This is a genomic window from Trinickia sp., assembly GCF_036503415.1.
Taxonomy (GTDB): Bacteria; Pseudomonadota; Gammaproteobacteria; order Burkholderiales; family Burkholderiaceae; genus Trinickia.
Genome location: NZ_DASXWY010000007.1, coordinates 131,613 through 156,667, shown reverse-complemented (window position 1 = coordinate 156,667; position 25,055 = coordinate 131,613). Strand labels below are relative to the sequence as shown.

At 62.6% G+C, this 25,055-nt stretch carries 20 protein-coding genes; 13 read left to right on the top strand and 7 right to left on the bottom strand.

The window, feature by feature from the left end; genetic code table 11:
* Positions 1–13: 13 nt before the first annotated feature.
* The 5 genes from VGL01_RS01655 to VGL01_RS01635 all read left to right on the top strand — a co-directional run bounded on the left by VGL01_RS01655 (position 14) and on the right by VGL01_RS01635 (position 4,811).
* Entirely contained in the window at positions 14–910 is an 897-nt protein-coding gene (locus tag VGL01_RS01655) for a LysR family transcriptional regulator (protein WP_331566408.1), read from the top strand.
* 106 nt (positions 911–1,016) lie between these two features.
* On the top strand, positions 1,017–1,913 hold the full coding sequence (locus tag VGL01_RS01650; RefSeq protein WP_331566406.1) for an NAD-dependent protein deacetylase: 897 nt from the start codon (positions 1,017–1,019) through the stop codon (positions 1,911–1,913).
* A 91-nt stretch (positions 1,914–2,004) separates the two neighbouring features.
* Positions 2,005–3,414 carry an NADP-dependent phosphogluconate dehydrogenase gene (gene gndA, locus VGL01_RS01645; RefSeq protein WP_331566404.1) on the top strand — a complete coding sequence of 470 codons (1,410 nt, stop codon included), beginning with the start codon at positions 2,005–2,007 and terminating at the stop codon, positions 3,412–3,414.
* Between the two features lie 161 nt (positions 3,415–3,575).
* Positions 3,576–3,935, top strand: a complete 360-nt coding sequence (locus VGL01_RS01640) for a DUF4148 domain-containing protein (RefSeq protein ID WP_331566402.1) — start codon at positions 3,576–3,578, stop codon at positions 3,933–3,935.
* 189 nt (positions 3,936–4,124) lie between these two features.
* Positions 4,125–4,811 carry a murein hydrolase activator EnvC family protein gene (locus VGL01_RS01635; protein WP_331566400.1) on the top strand — a complete coding sequence of 229 codons (687 nt, stop codon included), beginning with the start codon at positions 4,125–4,127 and terminating at the stop codon, positions 4,809–4,811.
* Between the two features lie 73 nt (positions 4,812–4,884).
* On the opposite strand, the gene VGL01_RS01630 is transcribed toward VGL01_RS01635, so the two are convergent.
* Complete coding sequence (locus tag VGL01_RS01630) at positions 4,885–5,130, bottom strand: hypothetical protein (protein ID WP_331566399.1); 246 nt, start codon at positions 5,128–5,130, stop codon at positions 4,885–4,887.
* Between the two features lie 212 nt (positions 5,131–5,342).
* Between VGL01_RS01630 and VGL01_RS01625 the strand changes: the two genes are divergently transcribed.
* On the top strand, positions 5,343–7,796 hold the full coding sequence (locus tag VGL01_RS01625) for a glycogen/starch/alpha-glucan phosphorylase (RefSeq protein WP_331566397.1): 2,454 nt from the start codon (positions 5,343–5,345) through the stop codon (positions 7,794–7,796).
* Here VGL01_RS01625 and VGL01_RS01620 read toward each other — a convergent pair.
* Complete coding sequence (locus tag VGL01_RS01620; protein WP_331566395.1) at positions 7,784–8,170, bottom strand: DUF6232 family protein; 387 nt, start codon at positions 8,168–8,170, stop codon at positions 7,784–7,786. The two genes, VGL01_RS01625 and VGL01_RS01620, sit on opposite strands and share 13 nt — an antisense overlap.
* A 9-nt stretch (positions 8,171–8,179) precedes the next feature.
* Positions 8,180–8,434, bottom strand: a complete 255-nt coding sequence (locus VGL01_RS01615; RefSeq protein ID WP_173256761.1) for a DUF2866 domain-containing protein — start codon at positions 8,432–8,434, stop codon at positions 8,180–8,182.
* Between the two features lie 571 nt (positions 8,435–9,005).
* On the opposite strand from VGL01_RS01615, the gene VGL01_RS01610 reads away from it, so the two are divergent.
* Genes VGL01_RS01610 through VGL01_RS01595 form a run of 4 tightly spaced genes read left to right on the top strand, consistent with a single transcriptional unit; the run spans position 9,006 to position 12,490 of the window.
* Complete coding sequence (locus VGL01_RS01610; RefSeq protein WP_331566393.1) at positions 9,006–10,163, top strand: methionine aminotransferase; 1,158 nt, start codon at positions 9,006–9,008, stop codon at positions 10,161–10,163.
* Positions 10,164–10,216: 53 nt separating this feature from the next.
* Positions 10,217–10,837 carry a DUF2848 domain-containing protein gene (locus VGL01_RS01605; protein WP_331566391.1) on the top strand — a complete coding sequence of 207 codons (621 nt, stop codon included), beginning with the start codon at positions 10,217–10,219 and terminating at the stop codon, positions 10,835–10,837.
* A 23-nt stretch (positions 10,838–10,860) separates the two neighbouring features.
* Complete coding sequence (locus VGL01_RS01600) at positions 10,861–11,250, top strand: cupin domain-containing protein (RefSeq protein ID WP_414720145.1); 390 nt, start codon at positions 10,861–10,863, stop codon at positions 11,248–11,250.
* A 37-nt stretch (positions 11,251–11,287) separates the two neighbouring features.
* Positions 11,288–12,490, top strand: a complete 1,203-nt coding sequence (locus VGL01_RS01595; RefSeq protein WP_331566389.1) for an MFS transporter — start codon at positions 11,288–11,290, stop codon at positions 12,488–12,490.
* Positions 12,491–12,563: 73 nt separating this feature from the next.
* On the opposite strand, the gene VGL01_RS01590 is transcribed toward VGL01_RS01595, so the two are convergent.
* From VGL01_RS01590 to VGL01_RS01575, 4 genes are all read right to left on the bottom strand, one after another.
* Positions 12,564–13,679 carry a succinylglutamate desuccinylase/aspartoacylase family protein gene (locus VGL01_RS01590; RefSeq protein WP_331566387.1) on the bottom strand — a complete coding sequence of 372 codons (1,116 nt, stop codon included), beginning with the start codon at positions 13,677–13,679 and terminating at the stop codon, positions 12,564–12,566.
* Between the two features lie 208 nt (positions 13,680–13,887).
* On the bottom strand, positions 13,888–14,670 hold the full coding sequence (locus tag VGL01_RS01585) for an ABC transporter substrate-binding protein (protein WP_331566385.1): 783 nt from the start codon (positions 14,668–14,670) through the stop codon (positions 13,888–13,890).
* Positions 14,671–15,036: 366 nt separating this feature from the next.
* Positions 15,037–16,503, bottom strand: a complete 1,467-nt coding sequence (locus tag VGL01_RS01580) for an NAD-dependent succinate-semialdehyde dehydrogenase (RefSeq protein ID WP_331566383.1) — start codon at positions 16,501–16,503, stop codon at positions 15,037–15,039.
* 31 nt (positions 16,504–16,534) lie between these two features.
* A complete protein-coding gene (locus VGL01_RS01575; RefSeq protein ID WP_331566381.1) occupies positions 16,535–17,824 on the bottom strand; it encodes a 4-aminobutyrate--2-oxoglutarate transaminase in 1,290 nt (429 codons plus the stop codon).
* 254 nt (positions 17,825–18,078) lie between these two features.
* Here VGL01_RS01575 and VGL01_RS01570 point away from each other — a divergent pair, with 254 nt between their 5' ends.
* The 3 genes from VGL01_RS01570 to VGL01_RS01560 all read left to right on the top strand — a co-directional run bounded on the left by VGL01_RS01570 (position 18,079) and on the right by VGL01_RS01560 (position 24,935).
* Positions 18,079–19,116 (top strand): M14 family zinc carboxypeptidase, encoded by a 1,038-nt coding sequence (locus tag VGL01_RS01570; RefSeq protein WP_331566379.1) that lies wholly within the window; start codon positions 18,079–18,081, stop codon positions 19,114–19,116.
* Positions 19,113–19,883: an alpha/beta hydrolase gene (locus VGL01_RS01565; RefSeq protein WP_331566377.1), complete on the top strand. Its 771-nt coding sequence runs from the start codon at positions 19,113–19,115 to the stop codon at positions 19,881–19,883. The genes VGL01_RS01570 and VGL01_RS01565 overlap by 4 nt, the downstream gene beginning before the upstream one ends.
* Positions 19,884–20,051: 168 nt before the next feature.
* Positions 20,052–24,935: an NAD-glutamate dehydrogenase gene (locus VGL01_RS01560; protein ID WP_331566375.1), complete on the top strand. Its 4,884-nt coding sequence runs from the start codon at positions 20,052–20,054 to the stop codon at positions 24,933–24,935.
* The last annotated feature ends 120 nt before the right edge of the window (positions 24,936–25,055 follow it).

The following is a 25,055-nucleotide window of genomic DNA, read 5'->3' as shown; positions in this document are numbered from 1 at the left end:
TAGGGAGAATAATGTGCAATCGCTGCGTGAACTGGAAACCTTTGTTGCGATAGCCGAGGAAGGGAGCCTGACAGCCGCCGGACGCCGCCTGGGCCGTTCGCTGCAGGCGGTGAGCCGCGGGCTGCAGACGTTGGAGCAGTCGATGGGTGTCACGCTCGTCCTGAGGACGACACGCACGTTGCAACTGAGCCCCGCCGGGGCGCGGTTCTATGAACGCGTCAAAGCCGTTCTCGCTGATCTCGAGATTGCGCGTACCGAACTGGCGGAGGATGCGAAGCGGCTGACGGGACGGCTGCGTATTCATGCGCCCACGCTCTTCGGCCCTCGGTATGTCGTGCCGCTCGTGGCCGAATTCCGCCCCCGCCATCCTGGACTCCAGGCGTCGTTGGAGTTCGACGACGAATTGCACGATCCGCCGGAAAGCGGTGCCGACCTTACGCTGCGCGTCGGCGCCACGCCCGATTCGCGCCTCGTCGCGCGGCAGCTTGGGCACGTGCGTCGCGTCGCATTCGCGGCGGCTTCGTATCTTGCCGAGCACGGCCATCCTCGGACGCCCGAAGACCTCGGCGCGCATGAGTGCGTGATTCGAACCGGTGTGCCCAACGCCAATCGCTGGACGTTCGATTCGCGCGACGGCGCGCGGCATTCGGTTCTCGTTTCAGGGCGTATCGAATGCAATCGACTCGCCGCCGTCAATGCCGCGGTGGCGGAGGGGATGGGCGTGGGGCTCGCCGCATTCTGGCAGATTCGCGAGCTCATCGAAGCGGGCCGCGTCGAGATCGTCCTGCCCGAATACGAGCCGGCACCGCTGCCGCTTTGCGCTGTCTGGATGCGCACGCGGAAGATGCCGGCCCGCTTGCGCCTGCTGATCGATTTCCTGGCCGCGCGGCTCGCGGGCGAGCGGCTATAGGCCCGGCCGCGGATCCGCGGGTTGCCGGCACGCCGGTTCGGAACGGCGTAGAATTCGCGTCGTCGCGCCGCATCGACGGCAGCGGCATCGATCACTTTGCCGTGCCATGACTGAATCCACCGCAGTAACCGCGCATTCGTCACCGTCTTCAACGGCCGCCGCCGTAAGCGGCGAAACGTGCGCGGATGCGCTCGAAGCGTTGTGCGCTTTCGTGCAGCGGCATCCGCGCCTTTTTGTCTTGACCGGGGCCGGCATCAGCACGGACTCCGGTATTCCCGGCTATCGCGACGCCAACGGCAATTGGATGCGCGCGCAACCGATCGAGTACAAGGCGTTCGTGAGCTCCGAGCCTGCACGGCGCCGCTACTGGGCGCGCAGCATGGTGGGCTGGCCGATGCTGGCCGAAGCTCGCCCGAATGCTGCGCATCGCGCCCTCGCGCGCCTCGAGCAAGCCGCTCGCGTCGCCACGCTCGTGACCCAGAACGTGGACGGGCTGCACCAACGCGCTGGGAGCAATCGTGTCATCGAGCTGCATGGCAGCATACGCGACGTGATCTGTCTCGCCTGCGGTGCCGGACATTCGCGTGAGTCGGTGCAAGCCATCCTCGCGGCGGAGAACCCGAGGCTCGCCGGTGCGTTCGCACAGCCGTCCGCGGATGGCGATGCACACCTCGAATGGGCGGACCTGGACACGTTCCATGTGCCGGCATGTCCGCACTGCGGCGGCATGCTGAAACCGTCGGTCGTCTTTTTCGGCGAGAACGTGCCGCGCTCGACCGTGGAGGCGGCTGCCGCGGCGCTGGAGGCGGCCGACGCGATGCTCGTGATCGGCTCGTCGTTGATGGTGTATTCCGGTTATCGGTTTTGCGTCTGGGCGGCGCGTGCAGGCATGCCCGTTGCCGCAGTCAATCTTGGGCGCACGCGCGCGGATGCGATGCTGGCGCTGAAGGTGGCGGCTCCGTGCGGCGATGCGTTGGCGGCATTGGCCGAACGCATGGCGTAACCTGTTTCCTCTCAATCGTCGACGGACGAAGTTCCGTCGTGCCGCGCGGCAAACGGGCCGTCGCAGGCAGCGTTCCACGGAGAATTCGACAATGGGCAAACCCGCCATCGGTGTCATCGGCCTCGCCGTCATGGGCCGCAATCTCGCGCTGAATATCGAAAGCCGCGGCCATGACGTGGCGATCTATAACCGCAGCCGTGCGAAGACGGACGATATGCTGGCCGCGTGCGCAGGGCGCCGGCTCGTTCCCGCCTATTCGCTCGAAGAATTCGTCGCGTCGCTCGAGAAGCCTCGCCGCATTCTCATGATGGTCAAGGCGGGCGAGCCGACGGACGCGACGATCGCCGCGCTCAGACCGCTGCTCGAGCCGGGCGATATTTTGATCGACGGCGGCAATACGCACTTCACCGACACGATCCGCCGCAACCAGGATCTCGCGAAATCGGGCCTGCACTTCATCGGCACCGGTGTATCCGGTGGGGAGGAGGGCGCGCTCAAGGGGCCATCGATCATGCCGGGCGGCCAGCGCGAAGCTTACGATCTCGTTGCGCCGATCCTGACCGAAATTGCCGCGAAGGCGCCCGACGGGGAACCCTGCGTGGCCTATATGGGCCCCGACGGCGCGGGCCATTTCGTCAAAATGGTCCACAACGGAATCGAGTACGGCGACATGCAATTGATTGCCGAAAGCTATGCCGTGCTCAAGCAGGTGGCGGGACTCTCGAATGCCGAACTCGGCCGCGTCTATCGCGAGTGGAACGCGGGCGAGCTCGACAGCTATCTGATCGAGATCACCGCAAAGATTTTCGATAAACGCGACGACGAAACAGGGAAGGATCTCGTCGACGTCATTCTCGACCGTGCGGCGCAAAAGGGAACCGGCAAATGGACGAGCCAGAACGCGCTCGATCTGGGCGTACCGCTGCCGCTCATCACGGAATCGGTGTTCGCACGCGTGCTTTCATCGTTGAAAACCCAACGCGTGGCGGCGAGCAAGGTGCTGTCCGGGCCGCAGCCGAAGGCAATGGCGGGCGAGCGCGACGCGTTCATCGAAGCGGTCCGGCGGGCGCTCTACTTCAGCAAGGTCATTTCGTACGCACAAGGATTTGCGCAATTGGCGGCCGCGTCGCAGGAATACGGCTGGAATCTCGACTTCGGTACGATCGCGAAGATTTTCCGGGCTGGCTGCATCATCCGCGCGCGCTTCCTGCAAAAGATCACCGACGCGTACAGGAGCGATCCGCGGTTGCCGAACCTGCTGCTCGATCCGTACTTCCGGACTATTTCGGAGAACTATCAATCGGCACTGCGCGACGTGGTGGTCTCGGCTGTCACGGCGGGCGTGCCGGTACCCGCGTTCGCATCGGCCATCGCTTATTTCGACGGCTACCGCGCCGAACGGCTGCCGGCCAACCTCATTCAGGCACAGCGCGATTTCTTCGGCGCGCACACGTTCGAGCGGGTGGACAAGGAAGGTAGCTTCCACGCGCATTGGTCTTGACGGTTTTGCGAGGACCTACGGAGATTGACAGGGATTGTTGCAGGACCGGAAACACTATTTGACCAAAATAGTGGTTTTCCCTAAGTCCTCAGATGACTAGACTGAGTTCAATCGCTTCAGACATGGTGTGTGGAGCGAATACCAATACCGGAGGTCTAGTCATGAAATCCCTGATCTATGCAGTGGTTGCTGCTTCTGTCCTCGCCACCCCGCTCGCCTCGATGGCGCAAACGCAATCGAACCAGCCTGTCACCCGCGAACAAGTTCGGCAGGATCTGATTCGCCTCGAACAAGCGGGTTTTGAACCGCGTGCAAACGACATCTATTACCCCGCGAACATTCAGGCGGCCGAAGCGCGTGCCTATGGCACGCAAGGGCAGGCAGTCGCGGATACGTCCGCAACGGCCGCCGATAACAGCGGCTATGGTGGTGTAGCGGGCCAAAGCGGCCAATCGGGTGCGCCCGCTGCCGAGCGTCCCGCGGACTCGAGCGGCGGACACTCGCTGTTTTTCGGTCAGTAAGCATCGCAAGATCGCGTGATTGCAATCGATGCGTAATAAACGTAATCGAAGCGAAAGCGGCGCGATCGATTGAGTCGACCGTTTGAAGCGAACCGGCTCGTGCTCTCGAAGGAGGCGCGAGCCGGTTTCGTTTTGGCGTCCCCGCGTTAATATGTGCCATTCTCGGCTGACTAGGGAGACGCTCGCTTCATGAAAATCGATCGCAGCGGACTATTAGCGGTGTTGTGTGCGGCTGGCTCGATGTGGGTCGCAGGTTGTACGACCGAGCAATGGCCCGGCTCGCGCGGCAACGCGGCGCAATGGAATGCGCCACCGCGTCCAGTCGCCGTGCAGCCCGGCTATTATCGCGTCGCGCCCGGCGATACGCTGGCCAGTGTTGCGGCGGGCTTCGGCCAGCGGCCGCAGGAGATTGCCGAATGGAACCGGCTGCCGGCCACGGCCTCGCTCGTCCCGGGACAAGTGCTGCGCGTGGCGCCGCCGGTCGGCGCGAATGCGAACGCCGGCGGCGGTCCTGCGATTCACTTTGCGTGGCCCGCTTATGGGCAGGTGCTCAAGTCGATGCAGGCCGGCGGCTCGAAAGGCATTGTCATTGCCGGTAGGGCGGAGGACCCGGTGCGTGCCGCTGCCGACGGAACGGTCATCTATGTCGGCAACGCGATCCAGCAATACGCAGCCCTGGTCGTCGTGAAGCATGGCGACGGAATCGTCACAGCGTATGCGGTGAACGGTCCGGTTGCCGTCAGCGAGGGTGACAGCGTGCGCAAAGGGCAACAGATCGCCCAGATGGGCACCGACAAGACGGGCCGCAGCACGTTGCAGTTCGAAATTCGCCGCGATGGCACGCCTATGGATCCGCTCGCCTATCTGCCGCGCTAGCAGCCGGCAGATCGCCGAGCAATGAACCCACGCCACTGTGCCGCCGAGCCGATGCTGACGCCGATGCCGGGCCTCAGGCCAGCGACGCAAGCACGATCGAAAGCTTGCGGCTATGCGCGCGGAACGCCTCGATGGTATCGCGCTCGCTTTCAGGGCTGACGTGTGCAAGTTCGGCGCGCTCGACTTGCGCCTGATATTCGTCGACGACTCTCAGTCGCGTCTCGGGCGGCAATGCTCGAATCAGCGAAACCATCAACAGCTCCTGCGCGTGGATCATGCCGAGCACGGCTTGCGTGTTGGTATGGATATGCGTCGTCATGTCGGTCTCCTGGGCACTGTCGACGCTTCAATCATAGTGCAGCGATTCCGATGCCCCTATGCCGTGACCTTGCATTTTTTTGCGTTTTATTTAGCACTCCGATGCGCTCCGCAAGCGATCAAAAAGGGGTAATCTGATTCCTCGCGGCACGCGCCACTGGCGCCAGTCGAGGGTAGCAATGCGCATGCCGCCATGCTAACCAGGAGGGCTCGATGACAGCCGTCGATCTGGAATTCGACCAGCTCAACAGCACAGTTGAAGCGCTACGGCGCTCTATCTCCAACCGCTTGATCTACGGTGTCGGCAAGGATGCTGTCGCGGCCCGGCCGCAAGACTGGCTCAATGCCGCTGCCCTCGCGGTGCGCGACAGACTGGTCGCGCGCTGGATGAAAACCACGCGCCAGCAATACGAGCAGGACGTCAAACGCGTCTACTACCTGTCGATGGAGTTTCTGATCGGCCGCACGTTTACGAACGCGCTGCTTGCCCTTGGCATTTACGACCAGATGAACGAAGCGCTCGCGAGCCTCGGTGTGGATATGTCCGCGGTGACCGAACTGGAGCCGGACGCCGCGCTCGGCAACGGAGGTCTCGGACGGCTCGCGGCGTGCTTCCTCGATTCGATGGCTACGCTTGCGGTCCCGGGCTTCGGCTACGGCATCCGTTACGACTACGGCATGTTTCGCCAGCAGATCGTCGACGGCGAACAAGTCGAGACGCCGGACTATTGGCTGCGCGCCGGCAACCCTTGGGAGTTTCAGCGCCCCGAAGTGCAATACATCGTCCATTTCGGCGGACGCACGATTCAGCACGGGGACCGCGTCGAGTGGGTGGAGACCGAGCACGTCAATGCCATGGCTTACGACACCGTGATCCCGGGCTTCGGCACGAGCGCGACGAATACCTTGCGGCTATGGTCTGCGCGCGCGACGGAAGAACTCGATCTGTCGGCGTTCAACCAGGGCGACTATCGTCGTGCCGTCGAGGCAAAGGAGTATTCCGAAAACGTCTCGCGGTTGCTCTACCCCGACGATTCGACACCAGCGGGGCGCGAGCTGCGGTTGCGGCAGGAGTACTTCTTCGTTTCGGCGACGATGCAAGATCTCATTCGCCGCTATCAGCGCACGCATAGCACGTTCGGCCGGTTCGCGGAGAAAGTCGCTATTCATCTGAACGACACCCATCCGGTGCTGGCCATTCCCGAACTGATGCGACTGCTCGTCGACGTCCACCAGGTGCAGTGGGATCGGGCGTGGAAAATGGTGCAGCAGGTGTTCTCTTACACCAACCATACGCTGATGCCGGAAGCACTGGAGACGTGGGACGTCGATATGCTCGCGCGGCTTTTGCCGCGGCATCTCGAGATCATCTTCGAGATCAACGCGAACTTCCTCAAAGAGGCGAGCGAGCATTTCGGACATGACGTCGAACTTATCCGGCGCATTTCTCTTGTCGACGAGTACGGGCAACGCCGTGTGCGTATGGCGCATCTCGCGATCGTGGCGAGCCAGAAGGTCAACGGCGTTTCGAAGCTTCACTCGCAATTGATGGAGCGCGAGTTCTTCAACGATTTCGCGCGCATGTTTCCCGAACGCTTCACCAATGTCACGAACGGCATCACGCCGCGCCGGTGGCTCGCTCAGGCGAGCCGGCCGCTTTCCTCGCTCATCGATTCGAGCATCGGAACGAACTGGCGCAAGGATCTCTTCGAGTTATCCAAGCTCCGCGAATTCAAGGAAGATGCCGAATTCGTTGCCGCATTTCGGGCAGCGAAGCGCCGCAACAAGATTCGTCTTGCCCAGCGGCTTTTGCACCATACGGGCGTTGCCGTTCACCCGGATGCGCTCTTCGATATGCAGGTCAAGCGGATCCACGAATACAAGCGGCAATTGCTGAACGTGCTGCATGTCATCGTCCGCTACAACCAGATTCGAGCGCATCCCGACGAAGACTGGGTACCGCGCGTGGCTATTTTTGCGGGCAAGGCCGCTTCGGCCTACAAGATGGCGAAAACGATCATTCGCCTCATTGGCGATGTTGCACAGACGATCAACGGGGACCCGGTCGTCGGGGACCGCCTCAAAGTCGTCTTCGTGCCCAATTACGGCGTGAGTTTGGCCGAGACGATGATTCCCGCGGCCGACCTGTCCGAACAGATATCGATGGCGGGCACGGAAGCGTCCGGTACCGGGAACATGAAGCTTGCGTTGAACGGCGCGCTGACGATCGGAACGATGGACGGTGCCAACATCGAGATCTGCGATGCAGTCGGACGCGAGAATATGTTCATCTTTGGATTGAACGCGAGCGAAGTCGGCGAATTGCGAGCGAGCGGTTATCGGCCGCGGCAGATCTATGAGGAGAACGAAGCGTTACGCCACGCACTCGATCAGATCCGCACCGGATACTTTTCCAACGGCGACTCCCACCGCTTTTCGGACATCTTTCATACGCTTGTCGACTGGGGCGATCACTACATGGTGCTGGCCGATTTCGCCGCGTTTGCGCGAGCGCAGGAGGCCGTGGACGCACGTTTTCGCAATCCGCGCGCGTGGACGGCCAGCGCGATCGAGAACGTGGCGGGCATGGGACAGTTTTCGTCGGACCGGACGATTGCCGAATACGCGCGCGATATCTGGCGCGTCAAGCCGGTTCAGACGGGCTGAGCGGAGCGGCCGAGTGCGTCGCGCAAAACTCGTTCGACGTGCTCGGCGAAGGCGCGGTCGGGACTCGTCAGCGCTTCGCGCTCGCCGTTCGCCGTTGTGACGATCAGCCGGTGCGTGACATCCTGCGTGTACCAGGTAAGTCCCCCGACGACGACGAGCATCACGCCGACAACGAGTGCGGCGCTGCTGCCAAAGATGCCGCCCCCTATGGCTGCGGCGGCGCCGAGGACCGAAATGCCGACCGGCAGCACTTTGTTCTTGTGCACAGTGACGACGCGCACCTCGCGAATCTCGCGCAGCGGAAACATCTGGCCGCCCGCACTGAGTCCGCCGCGTGTGATCGTCACACCGCGTTCGTTGAACGTGTTTTCCATTGAGGAAGTTTAGCGCTGTTCGTCGAAATAGACCCGGCCCGGCACGTGCGACGCGACGCACTGCGCGATCTCGCTGTCGGTCAACTCGGCTGGGACCACGCAACGATAGGACGGCGCGTCTTTGGCCATGCTCCATTCGACGAGCCGGTAGGTTCTGCCCCACGGGCGTTGCACGGGCAACGAGACGCGGCAGCTTTGAACGGGCAGCGCGTGCTTGCGCTTGAGCATGGTTCGCAGATGCTTGAACACCGAATCTTCAGTCATTGCCGTTTCCTTCCCAGTGCCGCAGGGATTTGCGCACCGCATGAAGAAGACAAAAAGATGCCGCCGATGTTCCGGCGGCTCAACAGGGGTGGTATGGGACTCATGTTGTCAGCCGAGAATTAAGCCAGACTTAAAGACGCGATCCACACCGGTCGTTGCGGCGCATTTTTGTTACAGGGCATTAACCAAGTATCGGAACGTTTCCGTCGAGATAGCGGTTGTGCCGGCGGTCCGTCCGGCCGACCGAGCGTCGAGACGCGATCGCCGATGTAGGCGATGTCCTGCCGGGCTCGAGCCAGCCGGCCACCGGTGGACGCAATATCACCACGCCTGATCTCTGCTCAATCGCGATACCGGGATGCCGCTAAATCAGAATGTCGCTTCCGCGTATTTATGCGCTTGACTCCCTATACCTTATAGGGGTTTGGAAAAATAATTCAATGGTCTGCATAAACTTTTTTTGTTTGCCAGCCGGCGCGAGCTGAACGATAGTATCGTGGAAATGGAAACGGCGTTAAACAAGAAGCATGAAAGCCGCTGATCCAATTAATAATCAAAATAAATACTACTTATGCATTCAAATTTGCCGATTGGTAGCGTCAGGTCAAGGCTTCCTCATGTCAAGGGTTCGATATTTTCCGCGTTGAGTCGCGTTGCCAAGCAATACGACGCAATCAACCTTTCCCAGGGATTTCCTGATTTCGCCCCCGATCCGAGATTGCTCGAATCGTTGGCGACGGCCGCTAACTCCGGACATAATCAATACGGCATGCCCGAAGGCTCGGAGGCGCTGCGTCGTTCAATTGCCCGCATGTATGAAGATCTTTATTCGCTGCGGATTTCAGCCGACGCTGAGATTACCATTACCGCCGGGGCAACACAGGCTATTTCGGCGGCCGTGAGCGGCCTCGTTCATCCGGGGGAGGAAGTCATCTTTCTGGCGCCTGCGTTCGAATCGTATGCGCCGAGTATCTTGATGGCCGGCGCAACTCCCGTCTGTGTGGACTTGCCCGCGCCCCGTTTTGAAGTTGACTGGGAGGAAGTGGAAAGACGCGTCTCTCCACATACCCGGATGATCATCGTGAATAGCCCGCACAATCCGTCGGGTCGGTGCTGGAATTCAAACGATGTCGATCGCTTGGCTACGCTCGCAGAGCGGCACAACTTGTTGGTGCTTAGCGATGAGGTCTACCACAACATGGTTTTCGATGGACCTCATATCACCGCGCTTTCCGAACCGAGGCTTCGCGAGCGAACGATAGTGGTTGGCTCGCTGGGCAAAACGATGCACGTGACGGGATGGCGCATCGGGTACGCCGCTGCTGCCGCGCCACTCACGGCCGAATTGCGCAAAATTCTCCAATTCACTACGTATGCTGCGCCTACTCCATTGCAGCAGGCGATGGCCCAGGTCCTCGATGCTTCCACTTATTTGAGCCTGCCTGCGCTGTTTCGCGGAAAACGCGACCGCTTCCTTGCGGGTTTGCGGGGCTCGCGCTTCGAAAGCGTGCCGACGAGCGGAGGATATTTCCAGTTGCTCGACTATTCGGCTATTTCCACTGTGCCGGATACTCAATTCGCAGATTTGCTGATCAGCGAGCACGGGGTGGCGGGCCTGCCGGTTTCCGGGTTCGGCACTCAGTACGCAAATTCGCGTTTGCTGCGTTTTTGCTTTGCGAAATCCGACGAGACGATCGACAAGGCTACCAATCTTCTACGTGCTTTGTAGGGCAAACCATGAAAACCATTCAATTCGATGTTCTTGGCAAAGAGCCGCGATCAGTGCAACTCGCTGCGAGCAAACTCACTATCGCCGGGTGGACCGGGCGCAATTCGGCGCAGGTGCTGCATCACATCAAGGAGTTGGCCGATCTCGGCGTGACTCCGCCGAAGCGCATCCCGACTTTCTACCGGCTCTCCCATGCGCTACTCACGACTGACGCCGTCATCGAAACTGTCGGCTCCAGTTCGAGCGGGGAGGCCGAATATTGCCTATTTGCGCTGGATGGAGAAATGTACGTTGCGGTTGGCTCCGACCATACCGATCGTGCTCTCGAGGCGCACGAAGTCACGCTCTCCAAGCAAGTATGCGCCAAGCCGATCAGCCGTGATTGTTGGCGATTTTCAGATGTCGAGCCGCACTGGGATAGCCTGGTCTTGCGCAGCTACATCGAGGAAAACGGCGCGGAAACGGTCTACCAGGAAAGCTCGGTATCGGAGCTGTTGCATCCCCGTGAGCTGATTTCGAAGCTGGACGCGCCGCTACGCGACGGCGAGGTGCTATTCGGGGGCACGGTGCCGGTCAAGGGAGGCATACGTGCCGCGCATGCGATTCGCGTTGAACTACATGATCCCGTTTTGAACCGGACGCTCGTTTGCGAATATCGAACAGAAACGCTTTGATTGAAGAAAAGGAGGATATCGAAATGACAAAGCCACACCTCGAGTTTGTTGCTCTGGACTTGGACGAGGGTTGGAGCGTGCCGCCTGGCTATCCGGAAGGAATCGAGGAAAAGATACTTTGCGGGTCGCTCGCGGCGGATGCGCGCACGGGAAGCAGGACACGTTTGTTGCGGTTTGCTCCTGGCGTCTACACCACTTCGCCATTCGTCCACGATCATTGGGAAGAGGTCTATCTGCTGCAGGGCGATCTGATCGTGGGCAACGATGCAAACGGCAACGGTGGGACCGCATTTCAGCCGCATACCTATGCATGCCGGCCGCCGGGTGCGTTCCATGGCCCCTTCAAGTCGGAGCGTGGATGTATGTTGCTGGAAATGCACTACTACGCGAACGACGATATCACGTTGATGTAAGTGCCAACTGTCTGACATGCAAACCAAGCACGTATCTATGACGACGAATTGTGGAGATAGCCCTGCCGGCTATCTGGACCGTTGGCGATTGCTCAACGCATGGGTGACGATGTACGTGGTGGGCGCGGACCTGTTCATCATGTCGCCGCTCTTGCCCAGTATGGCGAATGCGCTGCATGTGAACGTCGATAGTGCGGGTTGGCTCGTGAGCGCGTTTTCCATCGCCTACGCGGTTGCCTCGCCGTTGATGGGACGCGTCAGCGATAGGTACGGTCGCCGCCGCACGATCTGCTGGGGGCTTTTGGCGTTTGCCGCCGCGAATCTCGGCACGGTCTGCTCGAGCAGCTTCGCGTTGGCATTGCTGAGCCGGATATTCGCCGGCATCTCGGTGTCGGCGATTTCGCCTTCCATCTATGCGGCGGTGGGCGATGCTGCTCCAGAGGGCCGCCGAGCGCACTGGATCTCGATCGCGGTATCGGGTTTGTTGACCGCGCTGTGGACCAGCGCCCCGCTAGGTGCATTGCTGGCGCACGTCATGCCTTGGCGAGCGGTCTTTGTTCTGTTGTCCGCAGCCGCGTTCGCTCTTGCATGGCCCAATTTGCGGCTATGGCCGTCGTCGAAGCCCGTCGGAGGTCGCGCGTCGAGAACGCGCGTTCCGTTGTACGCAGCCGTCTCGGCGGTTTCACCGATGGTCGCGTGGGGGGCTGCCTTGTACGGCTTGTACACCTACCTGGGCACAGGATTGACGGTCGACATGTCGCTGTCGGCCTCAGCGGTATCGCTATGCTTCATTGGCTGGGGTGTCGGTGCCATTTTGGGTAATCACTTGGGCGGATGGGGTGCGGACAAAATCGGCGTGCATTTCACCGCGATAGCCAGCCTGTGCGGGATGGCATTGGCGATGGGGCTACTTGGCATGGGACTGAGCGGCGGAATGGGCGCAGGCGTGCTTGCCGCAACGCTCTGCTTGCTTGCGCTCGTCTCCTACCCATTCCAACCTGCCCAACAGACCCGATTGGTTCAGTGGGGGCAGTCGGCCAAAGCGTCGTTTCTCGCGTGGAACAGCAGCGCGCTGTATCTGGGCATGACGATCGGCTCCGCGTTCGACGGCTATGTCATGAAGCACTGGTCGTTTCATGCCTTGCCTTATGCCGGGATGGCCATCGCTGCCGCCGGCGCGGCGTTGTCCTTGATCGCGCAGAACGCTTTCAGTTCGGACGCCGCGGTCAGCGCAGCCTGATCGAGTCTGCCTCCTCACTGACCATCGCCGCCGCGACCTTTGCCCGAGATCAGCGGCAACGCCACCTACGCACCTACGCGGAAAGCAGGCTCCCCGTACGGAAAGGCGTTGCCCCCGCAATGCGCGCAATCTCCATCCCCGCCGTGGCAAAGCGCGTTTTATGCCGCGCATACATCACGCCGGCCATCGTATTGCGGATCGTCGTGACGCGATCGCCAAGCGGATCGACGATATCGGCGATTTCCTGGTGAGGCTCGACCCAACTGCCCACCGGTACGCGAAACACGAGCACGCCCGACATCGGCGCCACGAGCGGCTCGCTGCCGGCAAGCGGCGTGGCCGGATGCGCGAGCGGCGGCAGGTGCGCGGGCGTGCCGTCTATCACGCCGCGATGCGTCAGATATTCGAGGATGGCCTGCGAATCGTGCTCCGCATGCGAGTACGAGACATCGGCTTGCCCGCGCAACTCGACGGTGACCGAAATCGAGCCGTTCGGAATCGGGTAACGGTCGCCATAGCGCGTGCGCAACTCGGACCAGCAAAAGCTATGAATCTCGTCGAACGGGTTGCCGATCGAATTGAGCGCGAGTAGCGATGCTTTGGCATCGAGGTAGCGCGCGAGCGGTTCGACGTCGGGCCAGAGATCCGGGTTCGTATACAGATGCATCGCGCCTTCGAAGTCGCAATGCAGATCGAGCACGATGTCCGCATCGTACGAAAGGCGCTGCAGCGCGAGCCGCTGCGATTCCAGTTCGGTATGCGGTACCTGTTCCGCCAGCGCGTCGCGCATCGCGCCGCGAATGGTCGTCAGATTGGCGCCGATATCGCCCGACAGGCGGCCTTCGATGCGCGGCGTGACGAGCGCAGCGAGATCGTGAAAGCCGCGGTTGAAGTTGCTTGCGCTATAGGTCTCGAAGCGGCCGATATGCTGGCCGAGCAGATGCTGATTGAGCCCGATCGGGTTCGGCACCGGCACGACGACGATCTCGCCGCGCAGCTTGCCGGCTGCCTCGAGAGCCGCCAGCTTGCGCCGCAGCGCCCACGATACGAGCATGCCGGGCAGCTCGTCCGCATGCAGCGACGACTGAATATAGATCTTTTGCGCGCCCGCGGGCCCGTAATGAAAGCTCTGCAGTTGCCGCTCTGTGCCCAGCGCGGGGGAGATCAACGGATGGGTCTGTATTTGCATGTTTCCTGGCGCCACGGTTGGAACAAACGTTGGACAGGCGTGCCCCGCCTGTTAGACGCAAGAGATGAATGACAAACAGGTCACGATTGTACGCCGGGCGCGAAGCGCTGCGAACTGCAAAGCAAAAGGGGCTCCGCGTAAAACGGAGCCCCTCGGGCAGGTCGACGCATCGACTGGCAACGGGCGGCGCGGTTCGCGCCGCCCGGCATCACTTACCGTAGACGTCGAAGTCGAAGTACTTTTTCTCGATCTTTTCGTAAGTGCCATCCTTGCGGATATCGGCGATGGCACCGTCGATCTTCTTCTTCAGATCGGTGTCTTCCTTGCGCAGACCGATGCCGGCGCCTTCGCCCAGCGTCTTCGGATCGTTCAGGTCATTGCCGACGATCTGATAGCCAGCGCCGCGCGGCGTCTTCAGAAATCCGATTTCGGCCTGTACCTTGTCCTGCAGCGCTGCATCGAGGCGGCCCGACAGCAGGTCCTGATAGACCTGATCCTGGTTCTGGTAGGGCTGAACCTTCACGCCCTGGCTGGCCCAGCGCTCCTTCGCATAGGTTTCCTGGATCGTTCCTTGCTCGACGCCCACCGTCTTGCCCTTGAGCGATTCGGCCGTCGGCAGCAGCTTCGAGCCCTTCTTCGCCACGAGTGCGGTCGGCGTATTGAAGAGCTTGGAGGAAAACGCGATTTCCTTTTCACGCTGCGGCGTCATCGACATCGACGACAACACGCCGTCGAACTTCTTCGCCTTCAATGCGGGGATCATGCCGTCGAAGTCGTTTTCGACCCACACGCACTTGGCGTTCAGGCGTTTGCAAATTTCATTGCCCAAATCGATATCGAAGCCTTTGAGCTTGCCGTCCGCCCCTTTGGATTCGAACGGGGGATAGCTCGCATCGACGCCGAAACGGATCGTGGACCAGTCTTTGGCGTACGCCACACCGGCCGAAACGGCGCATGCGGCAATGGCTACGGCGGCTATGAGTTTTTTCACGGTGACTCCTCGAAGCAGTTCGATCGACCCCTGATGCGCGGTTGTGCCGCGCGAAAGGGCCGTGGGATTTATCAAGGCTGTTGGCGTGCGCCAGCCAGCGCGGCGCCAAGCATACCAAACCAAAAATAATGGCCGCGCTAGTAGACACCGGATGGCCGGCCGATGCAACGTTTGGAAAGAGACTTGGAGTCCCCGCTCGAATGGCCTGACGACCCGCCGAATCGACAAAAATCAAATACGGCAAATAGTTAGCCAGCCGAGGCAATCGGCGGCCGTGGGAAAAGATTGGAAAGGTATGTGTCGCGCCGGCGCAAATAAATTTTCAGGAGTCGAGCTATTTTTGCGCCGGCGGGAAGAGCGGCAAGGTCAAATACCGAGGCAGAGATACTTGATGACGGTGTACTCGTCGATGCCGTAATGCGAACCCTCTCGTCCGACGCCCGATTGCTTGACGCCGCCGAACGGTGCGACTTCGTTCGAAATGATGCCCGTATTGATGCCGACCATCCCGTATTCGAGCGCCTCGGCCACGCGCCAGACGCGTGCAATATCGCGGCTAAAGAAGTAAGCTGCGAGGCCGAATTCGGTATCGTTGGCCATTCGAATCACTTCGTCATCCGAATTGAATTTGAACAGCGGGGCCACGGGGCCGAACGTCTCCTCCTTGGCCAGCTGCATGGCAGCCGTCACACCGGTCAGCACCGTCGGTTCGAAGAACGTCTGCCCGAGCGCGTGGCGCTTGCCTCCGGTGGCAACACGTGCGCCTTTCGAAAGCGCATCCGCGATATGGGCTTCGACCTTGCGCACGGCCGCTTCGTTGATGAGCGGCCCCTGCATGACCCCGTCCTCGGTGCCGCGGCCCACTTTGAGCTGTTCGACCGCGGCGCGCAGCTTCTCGGTGAACGCGTCGTAGACGCGCTCATGTACGTAGAGGCGGTTGGCGCATACGCAGGTCTGGCCGCTGTTTCGATACTTCGAAGCGATCGCCCCGGCCACGGCGGCGTCGAGATCGGCATCGTCGAATACGATGAAGGGCGCGTTGCCGCCCAATTCGAGCGAGATCTTCTTGACCGTCGGTGCGCACTGCGCCATCAACAGCCGGCCCACGCCCGTCGAACCGGTGAACGACAGTTTGCGCACGAGGGCATTGCCCGTCATCTCGGCACCGATTTCCTTCGGCTCGCCCGTGACGATGCTGAAGACGCCCTTGGGCAGCCCGGCACGCTCGGCGAGCACGGCCAGCGCGAGCGCCGAAAGCGGCGTGGCCTCCGCGGGCTTGACGACGATCGGGCAGCCCGCCGCGAGTGCCGGTCCGGCCTTGCGCGTAATCATCGCCGCCGGGAAATTCCAGGGCGTAATGGCGGCGCACACGCCGACGGGTTCCTTGACGACGACGATGCGCTTGTCGTTCGTGGGGCTCGGGATCGTATCGCCGTAGACGCGCTTCGCTTCCTCGCCGAACCATTCGAGGAACGACGCGGCGTACTGGATTTCGCCTTTGGCTTCGGCAAGCGGCTTGCCTTGCTCGGCCGTCATGATGCGCGCGAGGTCGTCGGCGTTGTCGAGCATCGACTGATACCACTTGCGCAGGATCGCGGCGCGCGCCTTGGCCGGCTGCGCACGCCATGCGGGCCATGCGGCATTGGCGGCTTCGATCGCACGACGCGTTTCCGCGCTGCCCATCTTCGGCACCGTGGCAAGCACTTGGCCCGTCGCCGGATTGCGTACCTCGAACGTGCTGCCGTCATCGGCGCCTTGCCACTCGCCGGCAAGAAATGCGTGACCTTTCAGCAGCGAGGGGTCTTTCAGGTCGATCGATTCGAATGTGTCCATGTCAACTCCAATGAGCTGCGAAGTGCACCGGTTAGGCCAAGGCCCCGACGCTTTCGTTCAACGCCTCTTCGAGCAGGCCGAGCGCTTCGCTGAATACGGGCTCCTCGATGGTGAGAGGAAACAGGAAACGAATGACGTTGCCGTGCGTGCCGCAGACAAGCAACAAGAGGCCGCGTTCGAGCGCGCGTTGCTGAACGCGCTTGGCGAATGCCGCATCGGGCTCGCGCGTACCGGGTGCGAGAAATTCGGCGGCAATCATCGCGCCGGGACCGCGCACCTCGGCGAGCTGCGGCACCGCGGCCTTCAGCGTCTCGAGCCGATCCTTCAGGCGATTGCCGAGCGTGTTCGCGCGTTCGCAAAGATGCTCTTCGTCGATGATGTCGAGCACGGCGTGTGCGGCCGCCACGGCGAGCGGATTGCCGGCGTAGGTGCCGCCGAGTCCGCCCGGCGCCGCGGCGTCCATGACATCGGCGCGGCCCACGACGCCCGATAGCGGCATTCCGCCGGCCAGACTCTTGGCCATCGTCGTCAGATCGGCGGCAACGTCATAGTGCTCCATCGCAAAGAGCTTGCCCGTGCGCGCAAAACCCGTTTGCACTTCGTCGGCGATCAGCAGGATGCCGTGCGCGTCGCAGATACGGCGCAAGCCGCGCACGAAGTCCGCCGGCGCGGGATAGAAGCCGCCTTCGCCCTGCACGGGTTCGAAAACGATCGCCGCAACGCGTGCCGGGTCGATGTCCGATTTGAAGAGGCCTTCGAGCGAGCGCAGCGCATCGGCGGTGCTCACGCCGTGCAGCGGAGTGGGGAACGGGGCATGAAACACGTCGGAAGGAAACGGCCCGAAGCCGAGCTTGTAGGGCGCGACCTTACCGGTGAGGGCCATGCCCATCAGCGTGCGCCCGTGAAACCCGCCCGCGAACGCGATGACACCGGGGCGCCCCGTGGCGGCGCGTGCGATTTTGACGGCGTTTTCGACGGCTTCGGCGCCCGTCGTGAAAAACGCGGTTTTCTTGGCGAACGCGCCCGGCGCCCGCTGGTTGATCTTTTCGGCGAGTTCGACATACGACGCATAGGGTACGATCTGATACGCCGTGTGCGTGAAGCAATCGAGTTGCTCGCGAATGGCGGCGACCAGGCGCGGGTGCCGATGTCCGGTGTTGACCACGGCGATGCCCGCGGCGAAATCGATGAAGCGGCGACCTTCGACGTCCCAGAGCTCGGCATTCTCGGCGCGGGCTGCGTAAAAGTCGCACATCACACCGACGCCGCGCGGCGTGGCGGCATCCTTGCGTGCCTTCAGTTCGTCATTTCGGTTCGTCATCGTGTTCTCCTGGTCCGATGCAGAGCGGTCGCTTCGCGGGTACGGCGACTATAGCTAGCTTTGGCTCTCATAATCAGAACCATTTTTGCGGAAACGATGGAGCCAATTGGTGCGATGACGCGGGGCGAGGGGAGGCCGATCGCTGCCGATACGGGCGCAGGCGCTCGCACACCAGCATTGGGCGGTTTCCTGCGTGCCATCCGACCTATATTGGACGTACCGCCTATTCATATTTCGATGCTCGGCCCCGAGCGATGACGAGAACCGTAAACTCCGTGCCCGAGACGAGCTTCGCCGAATACGAGGATCTGAAGTCGATCCTCGACGCCGGCAGCCGTCGCATGACGATCGAAATCGTCGGCGAAGTGCACGCTGAAGGCCGGCGATTCGCCGTCCACGTCGCCACGCTGGGCTCGACGGATCCGCTCGCCCCAACGATCGGACTCTTCGCCGGCATTCACGGCCTCGAGCGAATCGGCACGCAGCTCGTGCTCGATTACATGCGCGTGCTGCTATGCCGGCTCGAGTGGGACGAGCTGCTTTATACGCAGCTCCAACGCATTCGGTTCGTCTTCATGCCGATCGTCAACCCGGGCGGCATGTGGGCGATGCGGCGCTCGAATCCGAACGGTGTGGATCTCATGCGCAATGCACCGCATAACGCCGAGGGGCGCGTGCCGTTTTTGGCCGGTGGCCAGCGCATCGGGCCCTGGCTGCCGTGGTACCGCGGTCGCGGCGGCGCGCCGATGGAGCTCGAGGCCGCGTTGATGCTGCGCGTCGTCGAAGAACAGCTGCTCTCGCGCCCACTCAGCTTCGCGCTCGATTGCCACTCCGGTTATGGCTTTCGCGACAGCCTCTGGTTCCCGTACGCCAAATCGACGCGGCACATCGAACATCTGCCGGAAATGTTTGCGTTGAAGGGGATGCTCGAAGGCGCTCATCCGCATCATCGCTATCTGTTCGAGCCGCAGAGCCTGCAATACCTGTCGCATGGCGATTTGTGGGACTACGCTTACGACCGCGCGCGGGCGCCGGCCATTTTCCTGCCGTTGACGCTCGAATTGGGATCGTGGCTGTGGATCAGGAAGAATCCGCTGCAGGTGCTCAAGCGCGAAGGGATATTCAATCCCGTGAAGGCACACCGTACCGAGCGCGTACTGCGCCGGCACACCGATCTGCTCGATTTTCTCGCGCGCGCCGCTTATGCGGCCCCGGGCTGGCTGCCGCAGGGTGCCGAGCGCCAACAGACGATGACACGCGCCATCGAACATTGGTACAGGCGGCGGCATTGAGCACGTGGATCCTGCTGCGCGGTCTCGCGCGCGAATCGCGTCATTGGGCTGAGTTTCCCTCGCAATTGCGGGCGGCAGGACTCGAGGGTGACATCGTCTGTGTCGATTTGCCCGGCTGCGGCGTGCATGCGCCCGTCAAGGTGCCGTCGAGTGTGCGCGCGATGACGGAGCGCGTCCGTGCCGACGTCGCCTCGCGTGGCCATGAGCCGCCTTTTCGAATCGTCGGCCTCTCGCTCGGTGCAATGGTGGCGGTTGCGTGGGCGCAGAACTGGTCCGCCGAGATCGAGCGGCTGGTATTGATCAATACGAGCATGCGGCCGTTCAGCGGGCCGTTGACGCGCCTGCGCGTGGGCGCCTGGCCGATGCTGGTGCGGGCCGCGATTGGCTGGCGAGGCCGCCGTGCGGCCGAAGCGGCGATTCACGCACTGACGTGCGAGCGGCGCGATCGCTACGATACGGACCTGGCGGTCTGGATTGCGATCTATCGCAGTGCGCCCGTGACCCCGGCCAACGCGCTACGGCAGCTCTGGGCCGCGGCGCGATTCGAAGCCGCGCCCGCGGCGCCGGCGTGCCCCACGCTCGTCCTTGCATCGAGGGCGGACCGGCTCGTCCATCCCGATTGCTCGCGTGCGCTTGCGCGTGCCTGGGGCGCGGCGTACCGCGAACATCCGTGGGCGGGGCATGACTTGCAGCATGACGATGCCGCATGGCTGGCCGAGGTGATCCGGGCGTGGGTCAATGAGGACGAGTTGCGAACGGTGCGTTAGTCCGTCCCGCAATAGGGACGGGGCCCTGTCGGCCATCCGTTACGCGCGGGAGGAAGGGATTCCGTTGCTCGGCACGCCTTTTCGTCGCCAAGCCGGCGCATAATCCGAATGGCCGTACGCATGCCCGGCAGCCCGATTGTCTGCAGCGCCCTGGTCGCGGAGGACTCCATGCAAGCGAAGAACGAAGATGCCGTCGCACACCTGCTGGCCGATGTCGTCGACTATGCAAGAGGACGATGGCCGGCAGAGGCCTTCGCCCCGATCGAATCGTTTTTGCGTTTCTATTACGAACTCGTCGATGTGCAGGACCTTCAAAGCCGCTCGCTTGCCGATCTTTACGGCGCGGCAATGGCGCATTGGCAGACGGCCAGGAAGTTCGTGTCCGGCTCTCATCTGCTTCGCATCTATAACCCCGTCGTGGACGAGCACGGCTGGCATTCCGACCACACCGTCATCGAGATCGTCAACGACGATATGCCGTTTCTCGTCGATTCGGTCACGATGGAGGTCAATCGCTGCGGATTGACGCTGCATTCGGCCATTCACCCGGTGTTTCGCGTCTGGCGCGACGCAGCAGGCGAGATCGAGCGCATCGAGCCCGGCGTGGCCGGTCAACGTGACGACGAGGCAGTGCACAAAGCGCGCCTCGAATCGTTCATTCACTTCGAAATCGATCGCTGCGGCGATGCCGCGCGCCTGGCGGAACTGCGCGCCAATATCTCGCGCGTGCTCGGCGATGTGCGCGCCGCCGTCGAAGACTGGCCGCGCATGATCGCCACGGCCCGCCAGACCATCAAGAGCATGGCGGCGCGCGAATCGAGTGCCGATACCACCGAAGCGCGCGCATTCCTCGAATGGATGGTGGCCGACCATTTCACGTTTCTCGGCCAGCGCGACTATGCGCTCGTGCCGCACGACGCCGGACTCGGGCTGCGCGCCGTGCCCGGCACGGGGGCCGGCATCCTGCGCGCGAGCGATGCAGCCGAGGTGACGCCGTTGCCGGCCTCGGCCACGGCCATCATCGGCGACGCGATGCCGATCTTCCTGACCAAAGCCAATTCGCGCGCCACGGTGCACCGGCCGGGCTACCTCGATTATGTGGGCGTGAAACTCGTAGGGGACGATGGGAAGGTGGTCGGCGAGCGGCGCTTTCTCGGTCTTTACACGTCGACGGCTTATACCGACGCGAGTGCCGATATTCCGATCGTGCGGCGCAAATGCGCAAACATCATGCGCCGCGCCGGCTTTCTCGCTAAAGGCCACCTCCATAAATCGCTCGTGACCGTGCTCGAGCAATATCCGCGCGACGAGCTGTTCCAGGCCAACGAGGACGACCTCTACGACATCGCCCTCGGCATCCTGCGCCTTCAGGAGCACCAGCGCACGCGGCTGTTCGTGCGGCGCGATCGCTTCGAGCGCTTCGTCTCGTGCCTCGTCTTCGTGCCGCGCGAAAAGTACAACACCGATTTGCGACGCCGCATGGCCAAGCTGCTCGCGGGCGCGTACAACGGCACGAGCGTCGAGTTCACGCCGTTGTTGTCGGAATCGCCGCTGGCACGCATTCATATCGTGGTGAGGGCGGGCACAGGCGCCTTGCCGCAAGTCGATACGGTGGAGCTCGAGACTCGTCTTGTCCAAGTGACGCGCCGCTGGCAGGACGACCTTGCCGATGCGCTGCTCGAGCGTTTCGGCGAAGAGGCCGGTAACCGCTTGCTGCAGCGCTATGGCGAATCGTTTCCGGCCGGCTATCGCGAGGACTACGCGGCGCGCACGGCAGTGCGCGATATCGAATTGATCGAAGCGGCGCGCGAGGGTCAGGCATTGGCCATGAACCTCTATCGTCCGATCGAGGCGTCCTCGCGTGCGTTTCGTTTCAAGGTCTATCGCATCGGGCAATCGATCGCGCTTTCACGCAGCCTGCCGATGCTCGAACACCTCGGCGTGCGAGTGGACGAAGAGCGTCCGTATCTGATCGAGCCTCAGGGTGCGACGGCGGCCTGGGTGCACGACTTCGGTCTCGAGCTGACCGACGATGTCGAGTTCGACATCGAGCGCGTCAAGGCGCTGTTCGAAAATGCGTTCGCCAACGTATGGGCGGGCGCGATCGAGAACGACGACTTCAACCGGCTCGTGTTGCGCGCGCAGCTCGATGCGCGCGAAGTATCGATTCTGCGCGCTTATGCGAAGTATTTGCGGCAGGTCGGCTCCACGTTCAGCGATGCCTATATCGAGCGTGCGGTGACGGGCAACCCGGCGCTGGCGCGTCAGCTCGTCGAGCTCTTTCTCGCGCGCTTCGATCCCGCGTTCGACGGCTCGCGCGAGCGCCGCACGGCACAGTTGCTCGATGCGATCGGCGCCGCACTCGATCAGGTGCCCAACCTCGACGAGGACAGGATTCTGAGGCAGTTTCTCGGCGTCATGACGGCGACGGTGCGCACGAACTACTTCCGGCGCGATAGCCATGGCGAGCCGTTGCCGTACGTCTCGTTCAAGCTCGATCCGTCGCGCGTGCCGGGGCTGCCCGAGCCGAAACCGATGTTCGAGATCTGGGTCTATTCGCCGCTTGTCGAAGGCGTGCATTTGCGAGGGGGGCGCGTGGCGCGCGGCGGTCTGCGCTGGTCCGATCGGCGCGAGGATTTCCGCACGGAAGTTTTGGGCCTCATGAAAGCCCAGATGGTGAAGAACACGGTGATCGTGCCGGTGGGCTCGAAAGGCGGGTTCGTCGTCAAGAATCCGCCGTCAGCCGCCGACCGCGAAGCGTTCGTGCGAGAAGGCGTGTCGTGCTACCGCACGTTCCTGCGCGGGCTACTCGATGTGACGGACAACCGCACGCCCGGCGGGATAGTGCCGCCGCCCGAAGTCGTGCGCCACGATACGGACGATCCCTATCTCGTCGTCGCGGCGGACAAGGGCACCGCGACGTTTTCCGACTACGCGAATGCGATCGCGCGCGAGTACGGTTTCTGGCTCGACGATGCATTCGCCTCGGGCGGCTCGGTCGGATACGACCACAAGAAGATGGGCATCACGGCGCGTGGCGCGTGGGAATCGGTCAAGCGACATTTCCGTGAAATGGGCGTCGATACGCAGACGACCGATTTCACGGTCGTGGGTGTCGGCGACATGTCGGGCGACGTCTTCGGCAACGGGATGCTGCTTTCGCGTCATATCCGCCTCGTTGCGGCATTCGATCATCGGCACATCTTTCTCGATCCCGATCCGGACGCGGAGGCGAGCTTTGCCGAACGCGCGCGCCTCTTCGGGCTCGAGCGATCGAGCTGGGCGGACTACGATACGGCCCGCATCTCGGCGGGTGGGGGCGTCTACCCGCGCAGCGCGAAGACGATTCCGCTTTCGCCGGCCGTGCGTGCGGTACTGGGCACGGAGGCGCCCACGCTCGCGCCGAACGAGCTCATTCGGGCCATTTTGCTGGCGCCTGTCGACCTGCTGTACAACGGCGGGATCGGCACCTATGTGAAAGCGACGCGGGAAACGCATGCGCAAGTGGGTGACCGCGCCAGCGACGGAGTGCGCGTGAACGGTGCGGACTTGCGCGCGAAAGTGGTCGCCGAAGGCGGCAATCTGGGACTCACGCAGCTTGGGCGGATCGAGTACGCCCTCAAAGGCGGCCGAGTCAACACCGATGCGATCGACAACTCCGCGGGCGTCGACTGCTCGGACCATGAGGTCAATATCAAGATTTTGCTGGGACTCGTCGTGGCCGAAGGCGAGCTCACGGAGAAACAGCGCAACGCGCTGCTCGCGGAGATGACCGACGAGGTGGGCGAACTCGTGCTGCGCGACAACTATCAGCAAACGCAGGCGCTCTCCATCGCGGGACGTCATTCGGCGGAGCGCCTCGATGCCGAAGTGCGCCTCATGCGTTCGCTCGAGCGCGCCGGACGCCTCAATCGCGTCATCGAATTCTTGCCGACCGACGAGGAAATCGCCGAGCGCCAATCGGCGCATCTCGGCCTCACGTCGCCCGAGCGCGCCGTGCTGTTCGCCTACAGCAAGATGTGGCTCTTCGACGAATTGCTGGACTCCGATCTGCCCGAGGATCCGCTCGTCGCCGACTTCTTTCGAGATTACTTTCCGAAGCCGCTGCAGGTGCGGTTCGCAGCCGCGAGCGAGCGGCACCCGCTCAAGCGCGAAATCCTCGCCACGCATGTGGCCAACGTGCTCGTCAATCGCCTCGGGTGCGCGTTCGTCCATCGGCTGCAGGAAGAGACCGATGCGAAAGCCAGCGATATCGCGCGCGCGACGATCGTCGCGCGCGATGTCTTTCACGTCGACGCGCTCTGGCGCCGGATCGATGCCCTCGACAACCGCATTGCCGGCGACGTGCAAGCGCGCATGTTCGTCGAGGTGGCGCGGCTCGTCGAGCATGCGGCCCTCTGGTTCCTGCGGCAGATGCAGGCCGGCGGCGTCGCGCGAGAGGGGGCGGACGCTGCGGCGGGCGGTCCCGCGGCGGGCGCACCCGTGGCAGCACTCGTGGAGCGTTGCCGCGAGGCGGTCGAACGTTTGTCTTCACAGCTCGAGCAGCTGCTGCCCGCCGCGGATCGCGAGGCCCTTTCGCAACGCAGGCAGTCGCTCGAATCGGCCGGCGTGGATGGCGAACTCGCGACCTACGTCGCGCGCGGCGACATCTCGGCTTCGCTGCTCGATATCGCCGATATCGCGGCGACGACGGGCGAGCCGCTGGAACTCGTCGCCGGGGTATATTTCGCACTCGGCACCGTGTTGAACTACGGCTTCATTTCCGAACGCGCGAACACGCTCCCCACGCCGACGCACTGGGACGTTCTTGCGCGCGCCGCGGCACTGACGGAATTTGCGCGGCTCAAGCGTACGTTGACCGCCAGTGCGCTCGCCCAAACGGACGCCCAGAGCAAGCGGCCCGAAGCCATCGCCGAGGCGTGGCAGGAAAGGCGCGTCGTGCCGCTCGAACGCTACGGCCGGCTGCTGGCCGAGCAGCGTGCGGGCGGCGGCGCGAGTCTCTCCATGCTGCTCGTGCTGGTGCGGGAAATCGCGGCGCTCGAGCGGGCGTAGTATTTCAGAGCAAAGCGGCAGGGCTTGTCAGATGAATGGTACAAATGTTGCTGCATTGCAGCTTTTCTGAACCGTTCGCGCACTCGTGAAGTCGTATCGTGACCGGACAGGGTCGCATCG